The 20809-nt window shown below is 35.1% G+C and carries 19 protein-coding genes; all 19 read right to left on the reverse strand.

What is annotated here, in order from left to right; translation table 11 throughout:
- Window positions 1-45: 45 nt before the first annotated feature.
- Window positions 46-675, reverse strand: coding sequence for a transposase (locus AABK40_RS18615; protein ID WP_338397052.1), 630 nt, complete (start codon window positions 673-675; stop codon window positions 46-48).
- Between the two features lie 79 nt (window positions 676-754).
- The gene (locus AABK40_RS18620; RefSeq protein WP_338397051.1) at window positions 755-1252 is read right to left on the reverse strand and encodes a helix-turn-helix domain-containing protein; all 498 of its coding nucleotides are present in this window, start codon (window positions 1250-1252) and stop codon (window positions 755-757) included.
- 215 nt (window positions 1253-1467) lie between these two features.
- Window positions 1468-2025 (reverse strand): hypothetical protein, encoded by a 558-nt coding sequence (locus AABK40_RS18625; RefSeq protein WP_338398726.1) that lies wholly within the window; start codon window positions 2023-2025, stop codon window positions 1468-1470.
- 260 nt (window positions 2026-2285) lie between these two features.
- A complete protein-coding gene (locus tag AABK40_RS18630) occupies window positions 2286-2915 on the reverse strand; it encodes a DUF6985 domain-containing protein (RefSeq protein WP_338398727.1) in 630 nt (209 codons plus the stop codon).
- Between the two features lie 790 nt (window positions 2916-3705).
- Window positions 3706-4464 carry a hypothetical protein gene (locus AABK40_RS18635; RefSeq protein ID WP_338398728.1) on the reverse strand — a complete coding sequence of 253 codons (759 nt, stop codon included), beginning with the start codon at window positions 4462-4464 and terminating at the stop codon, window positions 3706-3708.
- A gap of 491 nt (window positions 4465-4955) precedes the next feature.
- Window positions 4956-5411, reverse strand: a complete 456-nt coding sequence (locus AABK40_RS18640) for a hypothetical protein (RefSeq protein ID WP_338398729.1) — start codon at window positions 5409-5411, stop codon at window positions 4956-4958.
- Window positions 5412-5577: 166 nt separating this feature from the next.
- A complete protein-coding gene (locus AABK40_RS18645) occupies window positions 5578-6231 on the reverse strand; it encodes a hypothetical protein (RefSeq protein ID WP_338398730.1) in 654 nt (217 codons plus the stop codon).
- A gap of 1407 nt (window positions 6232-7638) precedes the next feature.
- Window positions 7639-8196, reverse strand: coding sequence for a hypothetical protein (locus AABK40_RS18650; protein ID WP_338398731.1), 558 nt, complete (start codon window positions 8194-8196; stop codon window positions 7639-7641).
- Between the two features lie 736 nt (window positions 8197-8932).
- On the reverse strand, window positions 8933-9511 hold the full coding sequence (locus tag AABK40_RS18655; protein WP_338398732.1) for a suppressor of fused domain protein: 579 nt from the start codon (window positions 9509-9511) through the stop codon (window positions 8933-8935).
- Between the two features lie 142 nt (window positions 9512-9653).
- On the reverse strand, window positions 9654-10208 hold the full coding sequence (locus tag AABK40_RS18660; RefSeq protein ID WP_338398733.1) for a hypothetical protein: 555 nt from the start codon (window positions 10206-10208) through the stop codon (window positions 9654-9656).
- A 142-nt stretch (window positions 10209-10350) separates the two neighbouring features.
- Window positions 10351-11097 (reverse strand): hypothetical protein, encoded by a 747-nt coding sequence (locus tag AABK40_RS18665; protein ID WP_338398734.1) that lies wholly within the window; start codon window positions 11095-11097, stop codon window positions 10351-10353.
- A gap of 796 nt (window positions 11098-11893) precedes the next feature.
- Window positions 11894-12322 carry a hypothetical protein gene (locus AABK40_RS18670; protein WP_338398685.1) on the reverse strand — a complete coding sequence of 143 codons (429 nt, stop codon included), beginning with the start codon at window positions 12320-12322 and terminating at the stop codon, window positions 11894-11896.
- Between the two features lie 1333 nt (window positions 12323-13655).
- A complete protein-coding gene (locus AABK40_RS18675) occupies window positions 13656-14294 on the reverse strand; it encodes a hypothetical protein (RefSeq protein ID WP_338398693.1) in 639 nt (212 codons plus the stop codon).
- A gap of 145 nt (window positions 14295-14439) precedes the next feature.
- Window positions 14440-14910 carry a hypothetical protein gene (locus AABK40_RS18680; RefSeq protein WP_338398735.1) on the reverse strand — a complete coding sequence of 157 codons (471 nt, stop codon included), beginning with the start codon at window positions 14908-14910 and terminating at the stop codon, window positions 14440-14442.
- Between the two features lie 166 nt (window positions 14911-15076).
- Window positions 15077-15982: a hypothetical protein gene (locus AABK40_RS18685; protein WP_338398723.1), complete on the reverse strand. Its 906-nt coding sequence runs from the start codon at window positions 15980-15982 to the stop codon at window positions 15077-15079.
- Between the two features lie 94 nt (window positions 15983-16076).
- Window positions 16077-16661, reverse strand: a complete 585-nt coding sequence (locus tag AABK40_RS18690) for a GNAT family N-acetyltransferase (protein ID WP_338398736.1) — start codon at window positions 16659-16661, stop codon at window positions 16077-16079.
- Window positions 16662-18608: 1947 nt separating this feature from the next.
- Window positions 18609-19190, reverse strand: coding sequence for a DUF3885 domain-containing protein (locus tag AABK40_RS18695; RefSeq protein WP_338398710.1), 582 nt, complete (start codon window positions 19188-19190; stop codon window positions 18609-18611).
- A gap of 137 nt (window positions 19191-19327) precedes the next feature.
- A complete protein-coding gene (locus tag AABK40_RS18700) occupies window positions 19328-19870 on the reverse strand; it encodes a hypothetical protein (RefSeq protein WP_338398737.1) in 543 nt (180 codons plus the stop codon).
- Between the two features lie 150 nt (window positions 19871-20020).
- Window positions 20021-20659: a hypothetical protein gene (locus tag AABK40_RS18705; protein WP_338398738.1), complete on the reverse strand. Its 639-nt coding sequence runs from the start codon at window positions 20657-20659 to the stop codon at window positions 20021-20023.
- Window positions 20660-20809: the final 150 nt, after the last annotated feature.

Raw genomic sequence — 20809 nt, forward strand, 5'->3', positions numbered from 1 at the left:
AAAGTCAATGACTGCTAGTGCGATAACCCTTAAATACCACCCGATTTAAAACCCACCAAAACACCACTCAATTGGCTTTTTCCATCTTTCATTGTAATACTCAATATAGTTGGTGATTTTTCTTTCTAAATTAGGGACCGAGTTAAATTGCCCATTACGAATTACATGCTTCTGTAAACGGCCAAACCAATTCTCTATTTGGTTCAACCAAGAGCAATGTTTTGGAGTATATTGAAATCTGATTTTATGGTCTTTATCCTCTAAAAATTCCATCCTGGACTTCATCGTCTTTAATACTCCACACCGTCCTTTCTTACCTAAATCACTGTCATAATTTACTTTATCAGCAATTAGCTTGACTAATGACTCTGATTTATGTGTATTAAGCTGGTCTGCAATAAAAACGATTTTTTTGTTAGGGTATTTATCGATGATTGACTCTATAAATTTACAAAAATCCTCCTCATTCCGAGTCTGTCCAAGTTGATATTTGGTGACCTCGCCGTCCATTATATTCAGGCCTGCGATTAAACAGGTCGTTCCGTTCCGCTTGTATTCTGGGTCTACTCGCTTAACTTGACCGCTTTTTGCTGTGGTTATTTTTATGTTTTGTTTAGCTTGAATACCCGTCTTTTCATCCACAGAAATAGTCACAACATCGTCTGATTGCTCCAAATAAACACTGCAAACATCAGAAACACGGTCGTTATGCTCCTGTTGGTCACCTATTTTTGGATGTATCCAATATTCAGTTTTATGAGGACTTAATTCGTTTTTTTAAAAGTCGACCAACATGACTTGATGAGATTTCGATTCCCATTTTCTTCGCTTGCTCACTCAAAGACTCATGAGACCATTCAGTGATTGGAACATCATAATCTTGAGGATCTTGGCAGCTTAATGTTTGCACTTGAATTTTTTCTTCGGCAGTTAAACGAGGTTTCCTTCCGCTTCTTTTAGAATCAGTTAATTGTTCATAAATAAGTCGGATAAATTCAGTATCTCCTATTTTATTTTGGGTTTCATCTAACTCATTGATTGCGTCCCATTTATTAAGCCATCTCTTCACTGTATTGGGATCTGCTTTTTCATTAGCACAAATCTCTTTGAAGCTTAACCCCTTATTAAAATGGTACACAAATGAGGCTCGGCGACGAATATTTGAAGGCGTCTTCCCACTATTAATAATTCTAAATAGTAGTCTCTCTTCTCGCTCCGTCAGATCAATGACAATAGATGTTTTTCTTCCCATACAGTGATTCAAGAAAAAATCATGCTAAATTTAGGGGGTGTAGCACTAGTGTTAATATTATATATAGTGTCTTCATTCAAATGCCACACAACGTTCCGGGTATGAAACGTAGGGCATTTCGGAGCTACGAACTTGTCCACCAAGACGATGCTTGCTAAGAATCCGAAACTTGCGGAAACCACTGTCAGCCCTATGTTTTATACCCATTGTTGTGGCTAGTTTTTTATTTTTTTTATGTCAAAATAGCATTCTCTTACAGGGTTTAAATCTGACAATCCTTTGTCACAAAGGGTATGTTCTTTTTTCCTTTGTTCAATTCCCCTGTCGAAGTCTCTCTTAATTTCTGAAAAGTTGGTAGCAGGACTTTGAGAACCGATTCCAACTTTCGTTTTATTAACTGCAATTATTTCCAATACTTCAAAGTCAATTAGTGCATCTCTTTGAATATATGTCAAGTCAAGCAGGTCAAGACATTTCGTGTTAATCATCCCGCTTGGAATTTGTCTTCCGAAAAGCCGATTTTGATCAATGAAACATACTCCAATCCATTGTCCGTTTTCGTCTTCATTAAAGTCCAAGACAATAGCAGACATTTCCGCACTGAAGCCATTAAATTTTAGTACCTGTCCAAATTTTACAGGAAAGCTTTCAATTTCTAGTCCTGTCCAATTTGGTTGCATCATTTCTGGAATTGATTCTGAGGAATTCGTTGTCATGTTATTACAACTTGAAATTAAAAGTCCAATGGTCAGTATGAATGCTATTCTTGTCATTTTTCAAATTAGCCACAACGTTTAGTATATGGCAAGTAGGGCAGTAAAAGCAATAAACTTTCGGGTTTGCACTGAGCCAAAACGTTGTATTTTGTTTTTAATTTATTCATTCATAAAAGCCAAACGTTAGTTCATGAGCACCTTTAAAATAGACAATCAGCGAACTAAATCAACGATTTGGCGGTGTTGGTAAATAGCACTGAACTTTCGTTAACCTCTGAACGCCCTATTTGCTATATACAGTGTTGTAAGCCATTTTTCTATTTCCAGAATTGCCACCACTTTTTCCTTTCACGAGTTAGTTGCTCATTTTCCTTTTCCCAATTTTTCTGTTCTTGTTCAGAAGTTCCATTGTCATCATATGTTGTCCAATGATTAAATGATTCTTCCGCAAGACCTACTTTAATCACTCTGTCTTTATGCATCATAACTCCAACACCATGTTCATCATCCCAGCTACATCCTAATTCAAACCCATAGTATGCAAACCCGTCTTTCTCACTATCCATTATGTGCAGAAACGAGAGTCCTAAATGCTCTTTGTATTCTTCTATGGAATTAATTTCTGGTATTAATTCTTCATAAATCTCTTTTGCGTTTGGGTAATCTTTTAAAAGACTGTTTAAAAGTGAGTCTCTTACTATCTCAGAGTTATTGGTCAGGTATTGAATAGATTCAAATTGTGCCTGAGACAATTGATGAACATAATCAACTGATATTCCTATTGTGTGAGTTTTAATTATTCCATCAGAAGGTTCTTCAGAATTTTTGGCACCATAAGCTCCATTTCTTGCTTGAAAACCTTCCCATGCCGGAAGATTAATCCATCCGTCATGGTCGTCTCCAATAATGGTATTAGGTTCTAATTCTGAAATATTCTGATTTTTCATTTTTTTCAATGGCTTACAACGGTGTGTATATGGTGCGCTGGGGATTTTATCCTTCCGAAGCTGGCGGTTTATTTCCAAGCCCAAGTTTTGAATCTGTTATATTTGCTCTGCTAAACCGATTCAAAACTTGGGCGATGGTTGATTTGGATTTGAGGTTTCATCACCCACCAAAACCCCTGTGCGCTATATATAGTGTTATCTCTTTTCATCGTTCCTAATTTCATCGAATCGATGAGTTTCGTTCTATTAGTCTCATAAACTTTCTGTTCACGTAACTTATTATAAATATAAACTCTTATTTATTGATGTCAGGTGCGTCCAATTTTCACGTTTAGCGATCACCGTTGTTGAAAAAAATGTTTGAAAGTCTGCGGCTTGAAACCATTTATGGTCACGCTAAATTGAATTGAAAAAATGCTGAATCACCTTTTGCTGTTGTTCGTTTTTCTGCTTTGAAAATAAGAAGCCAAAAACCATTTATGGTCAATCTAATATTTTTGAAATTCCCAATCCTTCCAACGCCGCAATTGTCAAATCAACGCTGAGTTAATTTTGATAAACTCTTGTTATACTTCTATTCATTAACACTTTACCTTAAAATATTCACGCATATGTTCATTCTTATGACCAAGATAGACCGCTATTTTTAGCAGAGATAACGGTGCGTATATGGCGCGCAGGGGATTTTTTCCTTCTGAAGTTAGCGGTTTAATCCAAGCCCTACTTTTGAATTGGAAGTTTCACCACTCTTCGAAACCCCTGTGCGCTATATATAATGTTGTACACCTTTTTAATAAATTATTGCATTTTTTACCTTGATTCCTTCTCTGAATAATTTAGGTGATTTCCATATTTCAATTGAGTCAGTTAGCATTAGAATTTCCATTTCCCTCTTCAACCACTCCATGGATGTTTTTTGGCGTTCATTAAAAATGTTAATAGGATATAGTTTCTTAATCTTGCCATCTTTTATTTGTTCCATAGATGAGTTCCATAACTTTTCAGAATCTGTTTGATAAGAAGTTATTGATAAGGGCGTAGTTTTCACTCTCCATTCTCCACTTTCACTTAGTGTTTCGTTATCAGGGTAACAATAGGCGTATTCTATGCTAACAACATCCACGATGCTTCTGAGTATATTATTGAAAAAACTCAAACTTTCTTCTCCTTCGTGTTGCCAATTGAATTCAATATCAACCCTTTTCAGAGTTTGATATTCATTTGTCATGATACTAAATGAAGAATAGTAATTTTTATCTTTTATTTGTACAGATACACCATCCAAATTGGAAAGTCCTTTTTGAGAGAGTCGGTTAGTAAATGCTTTTATTCCAAGGGTCTCATCGCCTTTTGAAATTCCGTAGCCCGAACCTCTTATATCAAATGCTAACTTTGGTTTCTGATAAAATTCATCAGCTATAGATTTTAGGGCGTTTATTAATTCACTTTTTTCTTGATCTGAATATTCGACTTTATCAATGTTTGCATAAATACGGAGATAATTTTTTGTAAATCTCTCTGAAGCAGTTTTGTTAAATATCTTTTTCAAAAAATACATCCGTCCTATTTATGGTGTACAACGGCTCGAATATGCGTAGTGCGGGATTTCAAGGCACTTCACTTTCAAACCACTACTTTATCTATTAATTGCTCTATCGTTCAAATTAATTAAATCGCCCCGCATTACGTATATTTATTGTTGTGGGTATGTTGCTTATTAATTTGTTTCAATTATTTCAGCTTCTCCAATCCGATTTGCTCCTTCATGAATCGACCAAATCCTACCAATTTAGATGAAACTTCTAATGTCGAATAAATCCAGAAATTCTATTTTCACAATGGAAGATTCTCCTGGCAAAATCCATTCTCTATCACTAAAAGTAATCTGCCCGATATACGTTTGTTTTAATTTACCATTCTCATATTCGAAAACTTGATTTGGTCTATATTCTATTTTAATTCCAGTTACTCAACCACCTTTGTCAGTCGAGCAAAGTGTCAATTTTGCTTTTATATCAAAATAGCCTGTACGTATAAATTTTATTCTCTTTTACTGAATTTATCCCAATACAATCGACAAATCAAATCAAGCTCCTCAATTGTCATAACGTTTTTATTATGGTCAAATAGTCTAAAATCATTTGCAGAAATGATTAAATTTCCGCCACAATAGTCCAAGTCTGTATCATGTTGATTGCAAGTAATCAAAACGTAATCATCTTCAATTTCAGAGGATAATATTTCCAAATCCACTTTTAAATACTCTTCATGGCTTTTGAATTCAATTTTCTTTAAGTCAATTGGATTCATCCATGGGTCAAAATCCAGTTTGTTTACACAAATCAAGTCGACATAAAAATTTTCAAAGTCTGGATTAATCAATTCTGCCAGATAATTACATTGAATGGTCAAGATCAATTTATTTAAATCACCTTGACAATCAATAATTCCTCCATCATGAAAAATTGAGAAAACATCTCTTATATTGTTAATCATAGTATCCATGTGCGTTTCTCGCAATTACCCACAACGTTACGTGTATGGTGTCGTAAGGGATTGCGGGCTTCAATACTATCAAATTACCACCCAAAATTAATGCGGGTGATAACGCTCGAAAACCTCTGAAACCCTTATGCACTATACACATTGTTGGCAGTTGCCTTTATTCCTCTAGTTTATTTTTTGTCTTACCTATTATCTTTTTAAATTCAACCAATTTATCAGGTGAAAGCAATACAAATTCAACATGTTCTGGTTGAGTCAGTAAAACAATTCTCAAATTACTACCTTGTCTCTGTATTGCATCATTCAAGATATCTTTGAATGTATTCAGATAATCACCCATTACTTTACCCAACAAATCACGGCTTACTGGTCCTGAATAAATGATATATTCTTTCTCATTTACAGTTATTCTGTGATGAATCCGTTCTGTTGTATTTTCGTCAAAAATCTCATCTCTCCATTCAAGTTTCAAACCGTTTTTTTCGAAAACAACTTTTGCCGATTTTAAATAATCAGGAAACTCACCCTGAAAAAGGCTACTACCCCAAACTTCAAAAGCTCTAAAATCGGAAGTTGAAGAACCATTTTCATATTCTTTCAAGTTATTTACACTTGAGATATAATAATCATTCGGTAATATCAACCATTCTTTCCCGATATATTCATTCTCATCATTTGCATACTCGAAGTCGATTTTTTTCTTAACCAGCTCTTTTTTTACAGTATCGTCAATCAAATCAAAATAACCAATCTTGTCGAGTTTATCTGATAGTTTTATTTCTTGTGAAAATAGGTTTGAAAAAATACTCATAAATCCAATTATTAAAATGCTTATTCTCATCTGTGAACGTCTCTTAAGGTTACTGCCAACGGTCCGTGTATGAGTTATGCGGGGTATTTAAGTACCAAACTATCAACCAAATCTGTTGCATATATATATAAAACAATTTATTATTAGCACTTTACCCGCATTACTAATACACATTGTTGCCCACAGTTTTAAGTCATCAAGGATAAAGTTATCTCCGCTATAATTAATGTTAGTATTTTTAATTCGCTTTTTAATTCTTTTCGTGAAATAACAAATGCATATACCGAAATAGCAATTATTGGCATTACCTTAATTATTCCATAAATAGGGTAATGCTGAAAAAGAAATAAGTGGTATATATTCGTTGGTATCAATAACAAAAACAGCATCATTTTCTCACTTTTTGAGTATTCACAAGAGAAAAAGTAATTAGGCATGAGTAAAAATATGCCAATGTAAAACATATTAATCCCACTACTAACGCTCCATACCAATTGAATTACGGTTAAAGCCAGTCCTATAACCATTCCCAAATAAAGAAAGTTTCCAATTTGTGTGCGAGACCACGAGCATAAAATTAAACTTGATGCTATGACTAAAATTATCAGTATTTGGTATTCCAATTAGGTAAATTGTGGGCAACGGTGTGTATATGGTGCGCTGGGGATTTTATCCTTCCGAAGCTGGCGGTTTATTTCCAAGCCCAAGTTTTGAATCTGTTATATTTGCTCTGCTAAACCGATTCAAAACTTGGGCGATGGTTGATTTGGATTTGAGGTTTCATCACCCACCAAAACCCCTGTGCGCTATATATAGTGTTATCTCTTTTCATCGTTCCTAATTTCATCGAATCGATGAGATTCGTTCTATTAGTCTCATAAACTTTCTGTTCACGTAACTTATTATAAAATATAAACTCCTATTTATTGATGTCAGGTGCGTCCAATTTTAACGTTTAGCGATCACTCCTGCTCACCACAATATTTGGAAAGATGCGACTTGAAACCATTTATGGTCACGCTAAATTGAATTGAAAAAATGCTGAATCACGTTTTGCTGTTGTTCGTTTTTCTGCATTGAAAATCGGAAGTCAAAAACCATTTATGGTCGATCTAATATTTTTTGAAATTCCCAATCCATGCGACACCGCAATTGTCAAATCAACGCTGAGTTAATTTTGATAAACTCTTGTTATACTTCTACTTATTAACAATTTACCTTAAAGTATTCAAGCATATGATCATTCTGACAACCAAAATAGACCGCTATTTTTAGCAGAGATAACGTTCCGGGTATGAAACGAGGGCATTTCGGAGCTACGAACTTGTCCTCCAAGACGATGCTTGCTAAGAATCCGAAACTTGCGGAAACCACTGTCAGCCCTATGTTTTATACCCATTGTTGTGGCTAGTTTTTTATTTTTTTTATGTCAAAATAGCATTCTCTTACAGGGTTTAAATCTGACAATCCTTTGTCACAAAGGGTTTGTTCTTTTTTCCTTTGTTCAATTCCCCTGTCGAAGTCTCTCTTAATTTCTGAAAAGTTGGTAGCAGGACTTTGAGAACCGATTCCAACTTTCGTTTTATTAACTGCAATTATTTCCAATACTTCAAAGTCAATTAGTGCATCTCTTTGAATATATGTCAAGTCAAGCAGGTCAAGACATTTCGTGTTAATCATCCCGCTTGGAATTTGTCTTCCGAAAAGCCGATTTTGATCAATGAAACATACTCCAATCCATTGTCCGTTTTCGTCTTCATTAAAGTCCAAGACAATAGCAGACATTTCCGCACTGAAGCCATTAAATTTTAGTACCTGTCCAAATTTTACAGGAAAGCTTTCAATTTCTAGTCCTGTCCAATTTGGTTGCATCATTTCTGGAATTGATTCTGAGGAATTCGTTGTCATGTTATTACAACTTGAAATTAAAAGTCCAATGGTCAGTATGAATGCTATTCTTGTCATTTTTCAAATTAGCCACAACGGTGTGTATATGGTGCGCTGGGGATTTTATCCTTCCGAAGTTGGCGGACAAATCCTAGCCCAAGTTTTGAATCTGTTTTATTTGCTCTGCTAAACCGATTCAAAACTTGGGCGATGGTTGATTTGGATTTGAGGTTTCATCACCCACAGAAACCCCTGTGCGCTATATATAGTGTTGTTCCTTGTCTTTTCGTCTTGCTTAAAGACTATGATTTTGTTATACCGATTTTCGTTGTTGCATCTTTCAACTACATTACAACTCCCTATTCATTTCACTAAATCAATTACCAAACGGCTGTGTTTTCAATCTATTTTGATTTTGTCCGTTAACTAATGCCAAAGATTAACTCCCCTTCTATATTCTTGACCAAAATCCTTGTTGTAGTCGAGTCAATTTTAGCTATTGAAACGTCCGAAACATTTGAGTTTACTCCTCTTCTATCGTCCAATTTTCTATTACTGTTTCACTATGGATGGTTACTGTTGGATCGCTGTTTGATATTTGTGATAATTGAAATTTTGGTAGCCTCGTTTCGTTCAGATTTTTCAAATTTATTGACCGACGTGGATTGGGAACAACGGCTCGGCTATGAGTAGTTGCGTGGTTTAGCACTTAACTTTTGCAAGTGCACACCAAACTGAATATCCGCGAGGATTTTCAGAAGTAGGCGAGAACAAGCAATTACTTATAGCCATTGTTGCCAGTAGTGTTTTTTAATTATTTTATTCGTTTTCTATTTACGTTGTACATATCAAAATTCGGATTTTTCCAAAATTTTTCAAGTCCGTTTTTCTCAATATATTCCATTTCGGACGCATAGATTGGATAAAGTCCAGCAATATTGATTTTGTAATTCAGTCCCACGTCGATATTCGCAAAATCTTTTTTGTCCAAAATCGAAGGTGCAAATACAAGAAATGCGTCCATTTCTGATTCCTCCGATATTTTTTCTCTAAAGTTAATTGTGTTGCTATAGCTAAAGGGGCAATCTCCTCTCAAATTGTTTGCTAAATATCCTGCAACTTGAGCCCAAGATGCATCTTTCGAGCCAACTGTAACTATCAATTCAGGTCGTCCAAATTTCCAGTCTGGATGATTTCCGAGTGAAAGTCCGTACGTAATTCCAGTTATCATTCCTTTTTCTGGAATGTCTTTATAGACAATGCTTGTAACTCCAGGAATTCCGTCCGTTTTAGATTCCTCTTTATAGTATTCAGGTTCAGTTTGGAAAATCCTATCCAAATGAGCCATATACTTTTCGACTGGTGTTTTTTTCTTAAATAGTCCTTTCAGCATAAAGGTTGGTTTACATTACTGGCAACGGTCTCGGCTATGAACAGTTGGGGATTTTTGCCCTAACTTTTCGGTTTAGCACAGACCTTTGTTTTATGTTTATACTTTCGTTTATCACTTTCGCCCCAATTGTTTATAGCTATTGTTACACCACGTTTTTTATTCCGATTTTATATTTTTCCGCTGTTTTTTTATCGAATACAAGAGTCAAATGGTCTTGCATTCCGATTATTCTTCCGTCTCTAATTTCGAGAGCAGAAATCCACACTTCTTTCCCATTCTCAAATTCAAGTCGTACATCTTGCGGATAGTAATTTCGTTTGTCCTCATTAATCAAACTCCAATAGGACCAACAGCTTTCAATTCCGCTGATTTTTGCTCCGATTAGTTCAGTCCATTTTTGGTTGTTGGTCGCATTGTATTTTTTAGCTCCATTTTCTGTGCTGAATTCAGCCGATATAGTTCCATTTCGGAATTTTAAATCGTATTGGGTGTATTCGTTTCCCCACACAAAATAGAAATTCAGCTTGTCAGAGGTAACTAATTCAATTCCGTAATCCAATGTGTGATATTCAATTTCATTCCACATAGGTTCTCCGTAATCTATTTCGTAGTAATTTACTTCCGCAATCGACTTTCCAACCAGTTCTCTAATCGGTTTTTCGTATTTGTTAATTTCTATTTCGATTGTTTTTTTCAAATGTGGTGTAACGGTCTCGGCTATGAGTAGTTGCGTGGGTTATCACTTAACTCTGCAAGTACACACCAAGCTGAAAATCAGCTAGGATTTTCGGAAGTAGGCGAGAACAAGCAATTACTTATAGCCATTGTTGTAATGCGTTTTATTGTGCCCAAATAACATTATCACCCCATTTATATTTCTGAGGATTAAAAAATTCTTTTCCATTTTCACTAGTTGCGATTTTTAACGATTCTCCAGAAAATAGTTTATAATTAAAACCACATAGGAAAAAACCCGATTCAAACTCCACACAATTATGATTTATGTCTATTGAATTTTCATCTTTCCAATTAATCCAACTTTCATTGTTAGCTTGATAATATACTTTTACACCACTAGAATAATTTTTATCGTCAAATCGACCAAAATATGTTTTAAATATTTCAATTTTATCATTGAGAGTTTTTTTAATTTTTTCTCTCTCTATGTAAAAATCAAAATTCTTTAAATCTTTATCCAACTCTTTTAATAATTCTCGAATAATCTTGTCTTGATACATTTGCTTTTTTAATAATTCACATATGTAGTTAGCAGAGTTAACGATTTCATCATTGTTAACATACTTTTCATTACAATAACCGTTAATCGATATATTTATTGCTACAGATAAATCTAAAGCATTGAAAAAAAATTTATTTGGATTAAAAATAGAGTTCATTAATCCTTTAACGGGAGATTTTGAAAAAGCATCTCTTAATTCATAATGCTCCGATATAATAAAATGGTTGTTGACACTCTCTAAAAATGATGGAAAGAAAACATTATTAAAGTATAATTTTTTCCCATTGTTGATTTTTGAATTAATCCAATATGTTTTTAAAATAGTGTCTATTAGTATTTTTATCATATCTGTTTTTTTAATGCATTACAACGGTGTGTATATGGTGCGCTGGGGATTTTATCCTTCCGAAGCTGGCGGTTTATTTCCAAGCCCAAGTTTTGAATCTGTTATATTTGCTCTGCTAAACCGATTCAAAACTTGGGCGATGGTTGATTTGGATTTGAGGTTTCATCACCCACCAAAACCCCTGTGCGCTATATATAGTGTTATCTCTTTTCATCGTTCCTAATTTCATCGAATCGATGAGATTCGTTCTATTAGTCTCATAAACTTTCTGTTCACGTAACTTATTATAAAATATAAACTCCTATTTATTGATGTCAGGTGCGTCCAATTTTAACGTTTAGCGATCACTCCTGCTCACCACAATATTTGGAAAGATGCGACTTGAAACCATTTATGGTCACGCTAAATTGAATTGAAAAAATGCTGAATCACGTTTTGCTGTTGTTCGTTTTTCTGCATTGAAAATCGGAAGTCAAAAACCATTTATGGTCGATCTAATATTTTTTGAAATTCCCAATCCATGCGACACCGCAATTGTCAAATCAACGCTGAGTTAATTTTGATAAACTCTTGTTATACTTCTACTTATTAACAATTTACCTTAAAGTATTCAAGCATATGATCATTCTGACAACCAAAATAGACCGCTATTTTTAGCAGAGATAACGGTCTGCGTATGAAATGTGGGGCTTTGGAACTCGTCTGTGTCAACCGAGCACTACTGCTTTTTGAGAGCACCAAATCCTCTGAACCATTGTCAGCCCCATATTTTATACGCTTTGTTGTGGGCAGTTTTTTACTTTTTTATTGCTTTCAAAAAATCGTCTGGTCGTTTGGTCATAAATACTACTTGTTTGTCTTTTCCATCTTCTGTTTTAAAGTCCACCGTGATCTTTCTTCCTTGCCTGTCAGTCCTTATTATGTTGTCAAGTGAGACTTTATGTAATAAGTCGTAATGCTTTCCAATGCCGGCAAAAAGTAACATGCTTTTAAGCCATAATTCTTTGTCCGTCACAACTATGTCCAAGGCGTTTCTTGCACCTCCCATTTTGGTCGTCCAAGATTTGTTCGAGTGTCCCGATGCTGATTTGTCCCGATAAACTACACGAACAGAGTGGATGTCTGGGAATATTGAAAGTGCTTTTTTCCCTCTTTTATAGAAAGTTGTCAGGATGAATGCTGCTACAATCACCCAAACGATTAAAAATATTGTCTCTCCGTTCATATTTTTTTAATTGCCCACAACGGTGTGTATATGGTGCGATGGGGATTTGATCCTGCCGAAGCTGGCGGTTTATTTCCAAGCCCAAGTTTTGAATCTGTTATATTTGCTCTGCTAAACCGATTCAAAACTTGGGCGATGGTTGATTTGGATTTGAGGTTTCATCACCCACAGAACCCCCTGTGCACTATATATAGTGTTATCTCTTTTTCATCGTTCCTAATTTCATAGAATCGATGAGTTTTGTTCTGATAGTCTAATCGTCTTTCTATTCACGTAACTTATTATAAAATATAGGTTTCGATTTATTGATGTTAGGTGCGTCCAATTTTTACGTTTAGCGATCACCGTTGTTGAAAAAAATGTATGAAAGTCTGCGGCTTGAAACCATTTATGGTCACACTAAATTGAATTGAAAAAATGCTGAATCACGTTTAGCTGATATTCGATTTTTTACTTTGTAAATCGGAAGCCAAAAACCATTTATGGTCAATCTAATATTTTTGAAATTCCCAACCCTTCCGACACCCCAATTTTCAAAACAACGCTGAGTTAATTTTGACAAACTCTTGTTATACTTCTATTTATTAACACTTTACCTTAAAGTATTCACGCATATGTTCATTCTGATGACCAAGATAGACCGCTATTTTTAGCAGAGATAACGGTGTGTATATGGTGCGCTGGGGATTTTATCCTTCCGTAGCTGCGGTTTATTTCCAAGCCCAAGTTTTGAATCTGTTTTATTTGCTCTGCTAAACCGATTCAAAACTTGGGCGATGGTTGATTTGGATTTGAGGTTTCATCACCCACCAAAACCCCTGTGCGCTATATATAGTGTTATCTCTTTTCATCGTTCCTAATTTCATCGAATCGATGAGCTTCGTTCTATTAGTCTCATAAACTTTCTGTTCACGTAACTTATTATAAAATATAAACTCTTATTTATTGATGTCAGGTGCGTCCAATTTTCACGTTTAGCGATCACCGTTGTTGAAAAAAATGTTTGAAAGTCTGCGGCTAGAAACCATTTATGGTCACACTAAATTGAATTGAAAAAATGCTGAATCACGTTTAGCTGATATTCGTTATTTTACTTTGAAAATCGGAAGCCAAAAACCATTTATGGTCAATCTAAATTTTTTGAAATTCCCAACCCTTCCGACACCCCAATTTTCAAATCAACGCTGAGTTAATTTTGATAAACTCTTGTTATACAACTTTTTATTAACACTTTACCTTAAAGTAATCACACATATCTTCATTCTGATAACCAAGATAGACCGCTATTTTTAGCAGAGATAACGGTTTAGCTATGAGCAGGCGGGCTTAAAAGCTACTTTCCTGTCAGCCGTGACCATAGTTTTTTAAAAGTTTTATCGTTTCTTTTAGCACTGTCCGCCCGCTTGCTTATAGCCGTTGTTGTGGGTAGTGTTTTTTCTTTTTCTTCTGTTCGTTCTTGTTCGTCTGATTCAACTTCAATTCCATGAACATATTTGTCAATCCACTTTCTTGCTTCCTTTTTAAGGACCTCTTCGATGTTGTCTAAGTCCGCTCCTTCAAAGTAATAGTTCACGCCAATTTCTTCGAGTTCGTCCCATCCGTGGTAAATCAGATAGAAGTTCATAAGTCCCGATTCATAGTCATTGTCCACGCAAAGTTGGTAGAGAGACTGTAAGTTCGTTCTTATCTCACGGTCGTTTAGAATTGCGTTCAAGTGGTAATGCGTTTCTGCAATCACAGCACTTTTATAGTCGAGTTCTTCAAGTCCTAATTCGTTTAGAACATTGGTAACATAGGGTCTGATTTCAAACCTGTCAATAGGTTCAGAAAATGAAGCAAGCATTAACACATTGTCAGTATCTTTTCCTTGTCGGATTAGGTCAATAGCCCAATCAACCGCTTTAGAATAGTCGAAATGCTCCAATTCCTTATGGCTTTGAATCAGTCTTAATATGTGCTGTTCGTTCGTCATTTTACATTACCCACAACGGTCTCGGCTATGAACAGTTGCGTGGTTTAGCGCGGACTTTTGCAAGTACACGAGAAGCTGAAAATTCCTGCGGAATTTTCAGGATAAGCCTGTAATAGCAATTGTTTATAGCCATTGTTGTAGCACGTTATTTATATTCATATTTATTCCGCCAAATTTCTTCTCCTTTTAAAAAGTCAAGAAGAATTTCAGTCATTTGTTCAACCGTTTCTAATGGTTTTACCAATAAAATATGGTCATCGTCTGTCACAAATCCAGAAGCTAATCCATCATCGCCTAAACTTCCGCTTACGTGCAACGCTTTATATACATTTTCATCTTCCAATTGCACAATGTGAAATTCATTCCAATTTGTTGAATTCATTGTGCTTTTTATTATTTCCGCTGTTGCTTTGTCAGATATAGTTTTTGTGGTTTCTCCATAATTATAAGAGACAGTAAGCTTTAAATCTCGCTTTTCATGTCGGTTTTCAGCATTCCGTAGTTCAGTCTTATTTTCAGCAATTCCGAGTTTATTTGAATTCTGTTTTGAATTCCAGCTAACCAAGACAATTATTCCAATTAATCCTAAAACTCCAATGATTATGTAGGTATTCATTCTTTTCACGCGATTTTGGTTTAATGTGCTACAACGTTCGGTGTATGGTGTCGTAAGGGATTGCGGGCTTCAAACCTATCAAGTTACCACCCGAAATTAATGCGGTTGATTCCGCTCGAAAACCTCTGAAACCCTTATCCACTATACACATTGTTGTAGCCCGTAATTATTTGTATTCCTGAGTTTTAAATAAACTTTCAAGATTCTCTTTATAATTTTTCGAGTATTTATAATACTGTTTCTCTTTTAAAATCGAACCTAATACTAAATCCATTTTTTGCTCCTTAAATTTCTTTTTCTGATTTAAGCACATATAATGATAAATCAATGTATTAAGGTATTTATCAATGAAGTATTCTTTATAGCTCATTTCGTCTTCATCTTTTAGGATTTTCATCTTAAAGTCAGGAAAGTTCAAATCAAGATACTGGTAATATGGTTGTCCATTAAACTTTGGATATTTGCTAATCTTTTCCATCGCTGCCTTATAGTTTGGTGGCTTAACAATATTCATGTACCCCCAAATAGTCATGCCGCATAGACTCATTGCTTTTAAGAAAAAAATCCCTTTTTCGGTATCACTCTTTAGATTATAACTATTCAATTCAAAATTCACGGCTGTCAAATCAAATGGTTGATTCTTATTTCCAATCCCACTAAATAACATATCATAGTAATTATCAACTAAAGCAAAATATTTGATGTCAGAATTCAAGGTATCAGCAATCAATTTATAATTGTCTTTAGGATTCTCCTCTCGAATATTTAGGTTTATCTGTCTAACTACAAAAATGTATTTTAGAGATGTTGTGTCAGGAAGTTGTAAAAATCTCTCAGAAGTCAGGTCGTTTTTAGGAGTAATCGTCTGTTTGATAAACTCAACTGTTACATTCAACTTATCTGTCTTTAGTTTATCCAATTTTTCATCAGTCCCCTCGGGAGGGTTATTTCGAAACATGAAGTTTCTATAAATCTTTCCTAACTCAATCAGGTTGTTGTCAATTTCTTGATTCTGTGAATATGAATTAATTGCAATTACGCTTAAAAATAAATAGGCTAAAATCTTTCTCATATGTAATAATGTTTCATCTTCTTATGGGCTACAACGGTTTGAATATGGTGCGTTTGGTATTTTAACACCAATAGTTTTCAGTTTACTACTATGTTTATTTATTGCTATCATTTTCAATTTTAGCACTACCTGCCAAATGCACTATATTTTTTGTTGCCAGTAGTTTTTCATTCCATTCTGATTTTAATATTGACATAATCAATTTATCGTGAAATTCATTGTCTCGAAAAGACGCTTCTCTTAATCGTCCTTCTATTTTGAATCCAGATTTTTCATATGCTTTCAGCCCACCAATATTGGGTTCTGATACTGTTAGCATTATTCGGTTTAAATTATAATTGTTAAATCCTATTTTTAAAATCTGTTCAGTAACTTTTGTTCCGATTCCTTTTCCCCATAATCTTTTCTCACCAATAAAAATATAATACTCACCCGATTTATTTGTCTCAGATATGTCACAAATTCCAGCATATCCAATTAATTCATTTGTTGATTCAAAAAATATTCCCAGTGTAATATCTTTTTCATTTCTCATCAATTCGGAATACCAGTTTTCAATTTCCTTTTCTGAATTAATTTTTCTAAACAGTGATAAAGAATATTTAATCACTTCATCATCATTAATCCAACTATAGAATGGAAAAATGTCAGATTTTGATAATGTTTTTAATGTAACCATATGCTCTTTTCAAATTACTGGCAACGGTGTGTATATGGTGCGCTGGGAATTTTATCCTTCCGAAGCTCGCGGCATGATCCAAGCCCAAGTTTTGAATCTGTTTTATTTGCTCTGCTAAACCGATTCAAAACTTGGGCGATGGTTGATTTGGATTTGAGGTTTCATCACCCACAGAAACCCCTGTGCGCTATATATAGTGTTGTTCCTTGTCTTTTCGTCTTCCTGTAAGACTATGATTTTGTTATATCGATTTTCGTTATTGCATCTTTCAACAACATTACAACTCGCTATTCATTTCACCAAATCAATTACCAAACGGCTGTGTTTTCAATCTATTTTGATTTTGTCCGTTAACTAATGCCAATGATTAACTCCCCTTCTATATTCTTGACCAAAATCCCTGTTGTAGTCGAGGCAATTTTAGTTATTGATACGTCCGAGACATTTGAGTTTGCTCCTCTTCTATCAATCAAGTTTTCCATTACTGTTTCTCCTAAGCATTCTTACCGTTGGATCGCTATTTGATATTTGCGATGATTGAAATTTTGGTAGCCACGTTTCGTTCTGATTGTTGAAATCTGATGACCGACGTGGATTGGGAACAACGGTGTGTATATGGTGCGCTGGGGATTTTATCCTTCTGAAGCTGGCGGATTATTTCCAAGCCCAAGTTTTGAATCTGTTTTATTTGCTCTGCTAAATCGATTCAAAACTTGGGCGATGGCTGATTTGGATTTGAGGTTTCATCACTCACAGAAACCCCTGTGCGCTATATATAGTGTTATCTCTTTTCATCGTTCCTAATTTCATCGAATCGATGAGTTTTGTTCTATTAGTCTCATCAACTTTCTGTTCACGTAACTTATTATAAAATATAGATTCCGATTTATTGATGTCAGGTGCGTCCAATTTTAACGTTTAGCGTTCACCGTTATTGATAACAATATTTGAAAGACGGCGGCTTGAAACCATTTATGGTCACGCTAAATTGAATTGAAGAAATAATGAATCACCTTTTACTGTTGCTCATTTTTTTACTTTGAAAATCGGAAGTCAAAAACCATTTATGGTCAATCTAATATTCTTGAAATTCCCAACCCTTCCGACACCCCAATTTTCAAATCAACGCTGAGTTAATTTTGACAAACTCTTGTTATACTTCTATTTATTAACACTTTACCTTAAAGTATTCACGCATATCTTAATTCTGATAAACAAGAGAGACCGCTATTTTTAGCAGAGATAACGGTGTGTATATGGTGCGCTGGGGATTTTATCCTTCCGAAGTTCGCGGTCTAATCCAAGCCCAAGTTTTGAATCTGTTTTCTTTACTCTGCTAAATCGATTCAAAACTTGGGCGATGGCCGATTTGGATTTGAGGTTTCATCACCCACCAAAACCCCTGTGCGCCATATATAGTGTTGTTCCTTGTCTTTTCGTCTTGCTTTAAGACTATGATTTTGTTATATCGATTTTCATTGTTGCATCTTTCAACAACATTACAACCCGCTAATCTTTTCACCCAATCAATTATCACACGGCTGTCTTTTCAATCTATTTTGATTTTGTCAGTTAACAAATGCTAAGGATTACCCCCCTTCTATATTCTTGAGCCAAATCCCTGTTGTAGTCGAGTCAATTTTAATTTTTGATACGTCTGAAGCATTTGAGTCTGCTCCTCTCCTACCAATCCAGTTTTCTACTACTGTTGAATCACTGCTTCGTTTTGATGATGATTGAAATTTTGGTATCCTCGTTTCGTTCTGTTTGTTGAAATATGATGACCGACGTGGATTGGGAACAACGGTTTGCATATGGCTTGTGGCGGTTTCGAAGCACTTTCCTGTCCACCGAAACCAAAGCTGGCTGTGAGGGGAAAATTTTGCTAGCAGCCGTTCACCCGCCATAAGCTATATGCGTTGTTGTAGCACGTTTTTATTTATTTTTTTACATTCCATCTTCTATGTCAGAAAGCCAATCCTTGTATTTAGCCTTTAGTTTGTCTCTATTTTCGGTGGTGTTAACAATCACGTCAACTCCACCGTCATAAGGTGCAATCACACATTTCTTTGATGGACTGACAAACATTGCTCTTATTTCATCATCAGCAATCGCTTTGAGAATTTCATCTCTGTTTCCGTTTTTCCAATTTTCAGTCTTTACGTAAATATCAAAGAACATTTCATCTTCATATTCTTCAGGTCTTTCCTTGTGTAAGTCAATGGTTAATACTTTTAGAAATTCTCCAAAGTCAGTTAATTCTTTGTAATTGTCATTGGCTATGTCGTTTGTGTAAAGCCCGAAAGAAATTGCTACTTCTGATTCTTCTCCAATCAGGTCATTAATCAATTGGTTTTGTCGATCAAGTATGATTCTGTACTCGTCCGCAGATTCGGCATATCGTTTTGACTCAGGCAAACTATGAATCCTAAACCATCTGTCGGGATATATCCATTTTAATTCGTGATTGATTGGAAACGATTCCGGATATTCCTTATTCCAATAGTCTATGAATTCGCTTTCTGTCATTTTTTTAATGTGCTACAACGGTTTGCATATGGCTTGTGGCGGTTTCGAAGTACTTTTTTTGTCCACAAAAACCAAAGCTTGCTACGGAGTGAAAACCTTGTTGTTAGCCGTTCACCCGCCATAAGCTATATGCGTTGTTAGCGGCTGGCTTTTTTTATTTCTTCGATTAATCTATTCATATTCTGCTTATTCCGTCCCATTGAGACTACCGAACTTCTTTTGTCAGGGTCACAAATGCTATTAACCAAGATTCTATTCGTGTCGAACAAAATTGTTATTTGTTCTCCCCAACTTCCCGAAAAGAAACTTGGGTGAGTCTTGGCGATTATTATTTTTTTGTTCACCAAATAGGGCGACCATTCAAGTTCATTAGCGACTTTACCAATTATTGGGTCGAATTCTTCTCGTGTCAAATTAGTGTTTATTGATTTGAATTTTAGCCGATTCCTTTGAAGTCTATAAAATAGCAGACCAAGTAGTGAAGGAACAATCATAAACCATATTTCTCCTTCTCTAAAAGGTCTCGGTGTTCCTTGAAAATAGTCTTGTAAATGAAAAAAAATAAACATAGCTGGGATGAAGAATAGAAAACCAACTATTCCGTAATGGGTGAATTTGTCCCAATTTCCAAGTTTTATTTCACCTGTTTCAATCGAATATTTTATCTGTTCGTTCGTCATTTTAGCTTGCCGCTAACGGTCTCGGCTATGAGTAGTTGCGTGGGTAAGCACTTAACTTTGCAAGTACACACCAAACTGAAAATTCGCGAGGATTTTCAGAAGTAGGCGAGAACAAGCAATTACTTATAGCCATTGTTGTGCGTGCGTTTTTTATTTTTCTCCAACCCAAATTTTCCCTTTTGGTAAGAAATAAATCGTGTCCTTATTTCCATTTGGACTGTCAATTTCTTTATTCTTAAAATTCCCTTTTTTCAGTTTATTCAAAATCCTTCTGTCCGAATAACTGTCTTCTATTCTTTCGTACTGATCAACTGGCCAAAGTAAATCACTTTCCCAATAAGGTTCTTCGTCAATATTCGGTTGCCATTTAAAATCAGAATTTAATTGATTGGTGAATGACGAACTATTTTCTTCAAAATCCGCTTTCTCAAATATGTTTTCGTAATAATCAATTTTTTCGTCAATGGCACATACTACTTGAGATTTTGAAACCCTAGGCTCGTAAAGCCATATTTTCAAATAATATGGTCTGTTTAATTTTTCTAATTCAGTTTTCCAACCGTCATAGATTTTTTCAAGTCCGTTTAGTATTTCCTTTTTTGCCATACCTTTTGGTTCGGGAATTTCGCTATCGGTTAAAGTCAAATTACACCAAGGATAGACGTAAACTTTTGAGTATTGATATTTATATTCAGATAACTGTTCAATATTCAAGTCCAAGTATTCATCAATCCAATTCTGAATTTTATCAACCTTTCTTTTTAAACCTCTAATTTTCTTGTATCTCACACTTTTTCTTAAATGACGCACAACGGTTTGGCTATGCGTAGTGCGTGATTAAAGAGCACTTCACTGTCCGCTTACCGATATGTTTGTTAATATTCATTTACTTTCAATTTAGCACCAAAACCCGCATTACGTATAGCCGTTGTTGTGCGG

The sequence above is a fragment of the Persicobacter psychrovividus genome (assembly GCF_036492425.1).
Taxonomy (GTDB): domain Bacteria; phylum Bacteroidota; class Bacteroidia; order Cytophagales; family Cyclobacteriaceae; genus Persicobacter; species Persicobacter psychrovividus.

Coding starts and splice junctions, on each gene's coding strand:
- AABK40_RS18695 (WP_338398710.1), bottom strand. CDS start 19,190: ATGACAGAAAGCGAATTCATAGACTATTGGAATAAGGAATATCCGGAA.
- AABK40_RS18620 (WP_338397051.1), bottom strand. CDS start 1,252: ATGGGAAGAAAAACATCTATTGTCATTGATCTGACGGAGCGAGAAGAG.
- AABK40_RS18690 (WP_338398736.1), bottom strand. CDS start 16,661: ATGGTTACATTAAAAACATTATCAAAATCTGACATTTTTCCATTCTAT.
- AABK40_RS18670 (WP_338398685.1), bottom strand. CDS start 12,322: ATGAACGGAGAGACAATATTTTTAATCGTTTGGGTGATTGTAGCAGCA.
- AABK40_RS18625 (WP_338398726.1), bottom strand. CDS start 2,025: ATGACAAGAATAGCATTCATACTGACCATTGGACTTTTAATTTCAAGT.
- AABK40_RS18700 (WP_338398737.1), bottom strand. CDS start 19,870: ATGACGAACGAACAGATAAAATATTCGATTGAAACAGGTGAAATAAAA.
- AABK40_RS18655 (WP_338398732.1), bottom strand. CDS start 9,511: ATGCTGAAAGGACTATTTAAGAAAAAAACACCAGTCGAAAAGTATATG.
- AABK40_RS18675 (WP_338398693.1), bottom strand. CDS start 14,294: ATGACGAACGAACAGCACATATTAAGACTGATTCAAAGCCATAAGGAA.
- AABK40_RS18645 (WP_338398730.1), bottom strand. CDS start 6,231: ATGAGTATTTTTTCAAACCTATTTTCACAAGAAATAAAACTATCAGAT.
- AABK40_RS18650 (WP_338398731.1), bottom strand. CDS start 8,196: ATGACAAGAATAGCATTCATACTGACCATTGGACTTTTAATTTCAAGT.
- AABK40_RS18685 (WP_338398723.1), bottom strand. CDS start 15,982: ATGAGAAAGATTTTAGCCTATTTATTTTTAAGCGTAATTGCAATTAAT.
- AABK40_RS18630 (WP_338398727.1), bottom strand. CDS start 2,915: ATGAAAAATCAGAATATTTCAGAATTAGAACCTAATACCATTATTGGA.
- AABK40_RS18680 (WP_338398735.1), bottom strand. CDS start 14,910: ATGAATACCTACATAATCATTGGAGTTTTAGGATTAATTGGAATAATT.
- AABK40_RS18665 (WP_338398734.1), bottom strand. CDS start 11,097: ATGATAAAAATACTAATAGACACTATTTTAAAAACATATTGGATTAAT.
- AABK40_RS18640 (WP_338398729.1), bottom strand. CDS start 5,411: ATGATTAACAATATAAGAGATGTTTTCTCAATTTTTCATGATGGAGGA.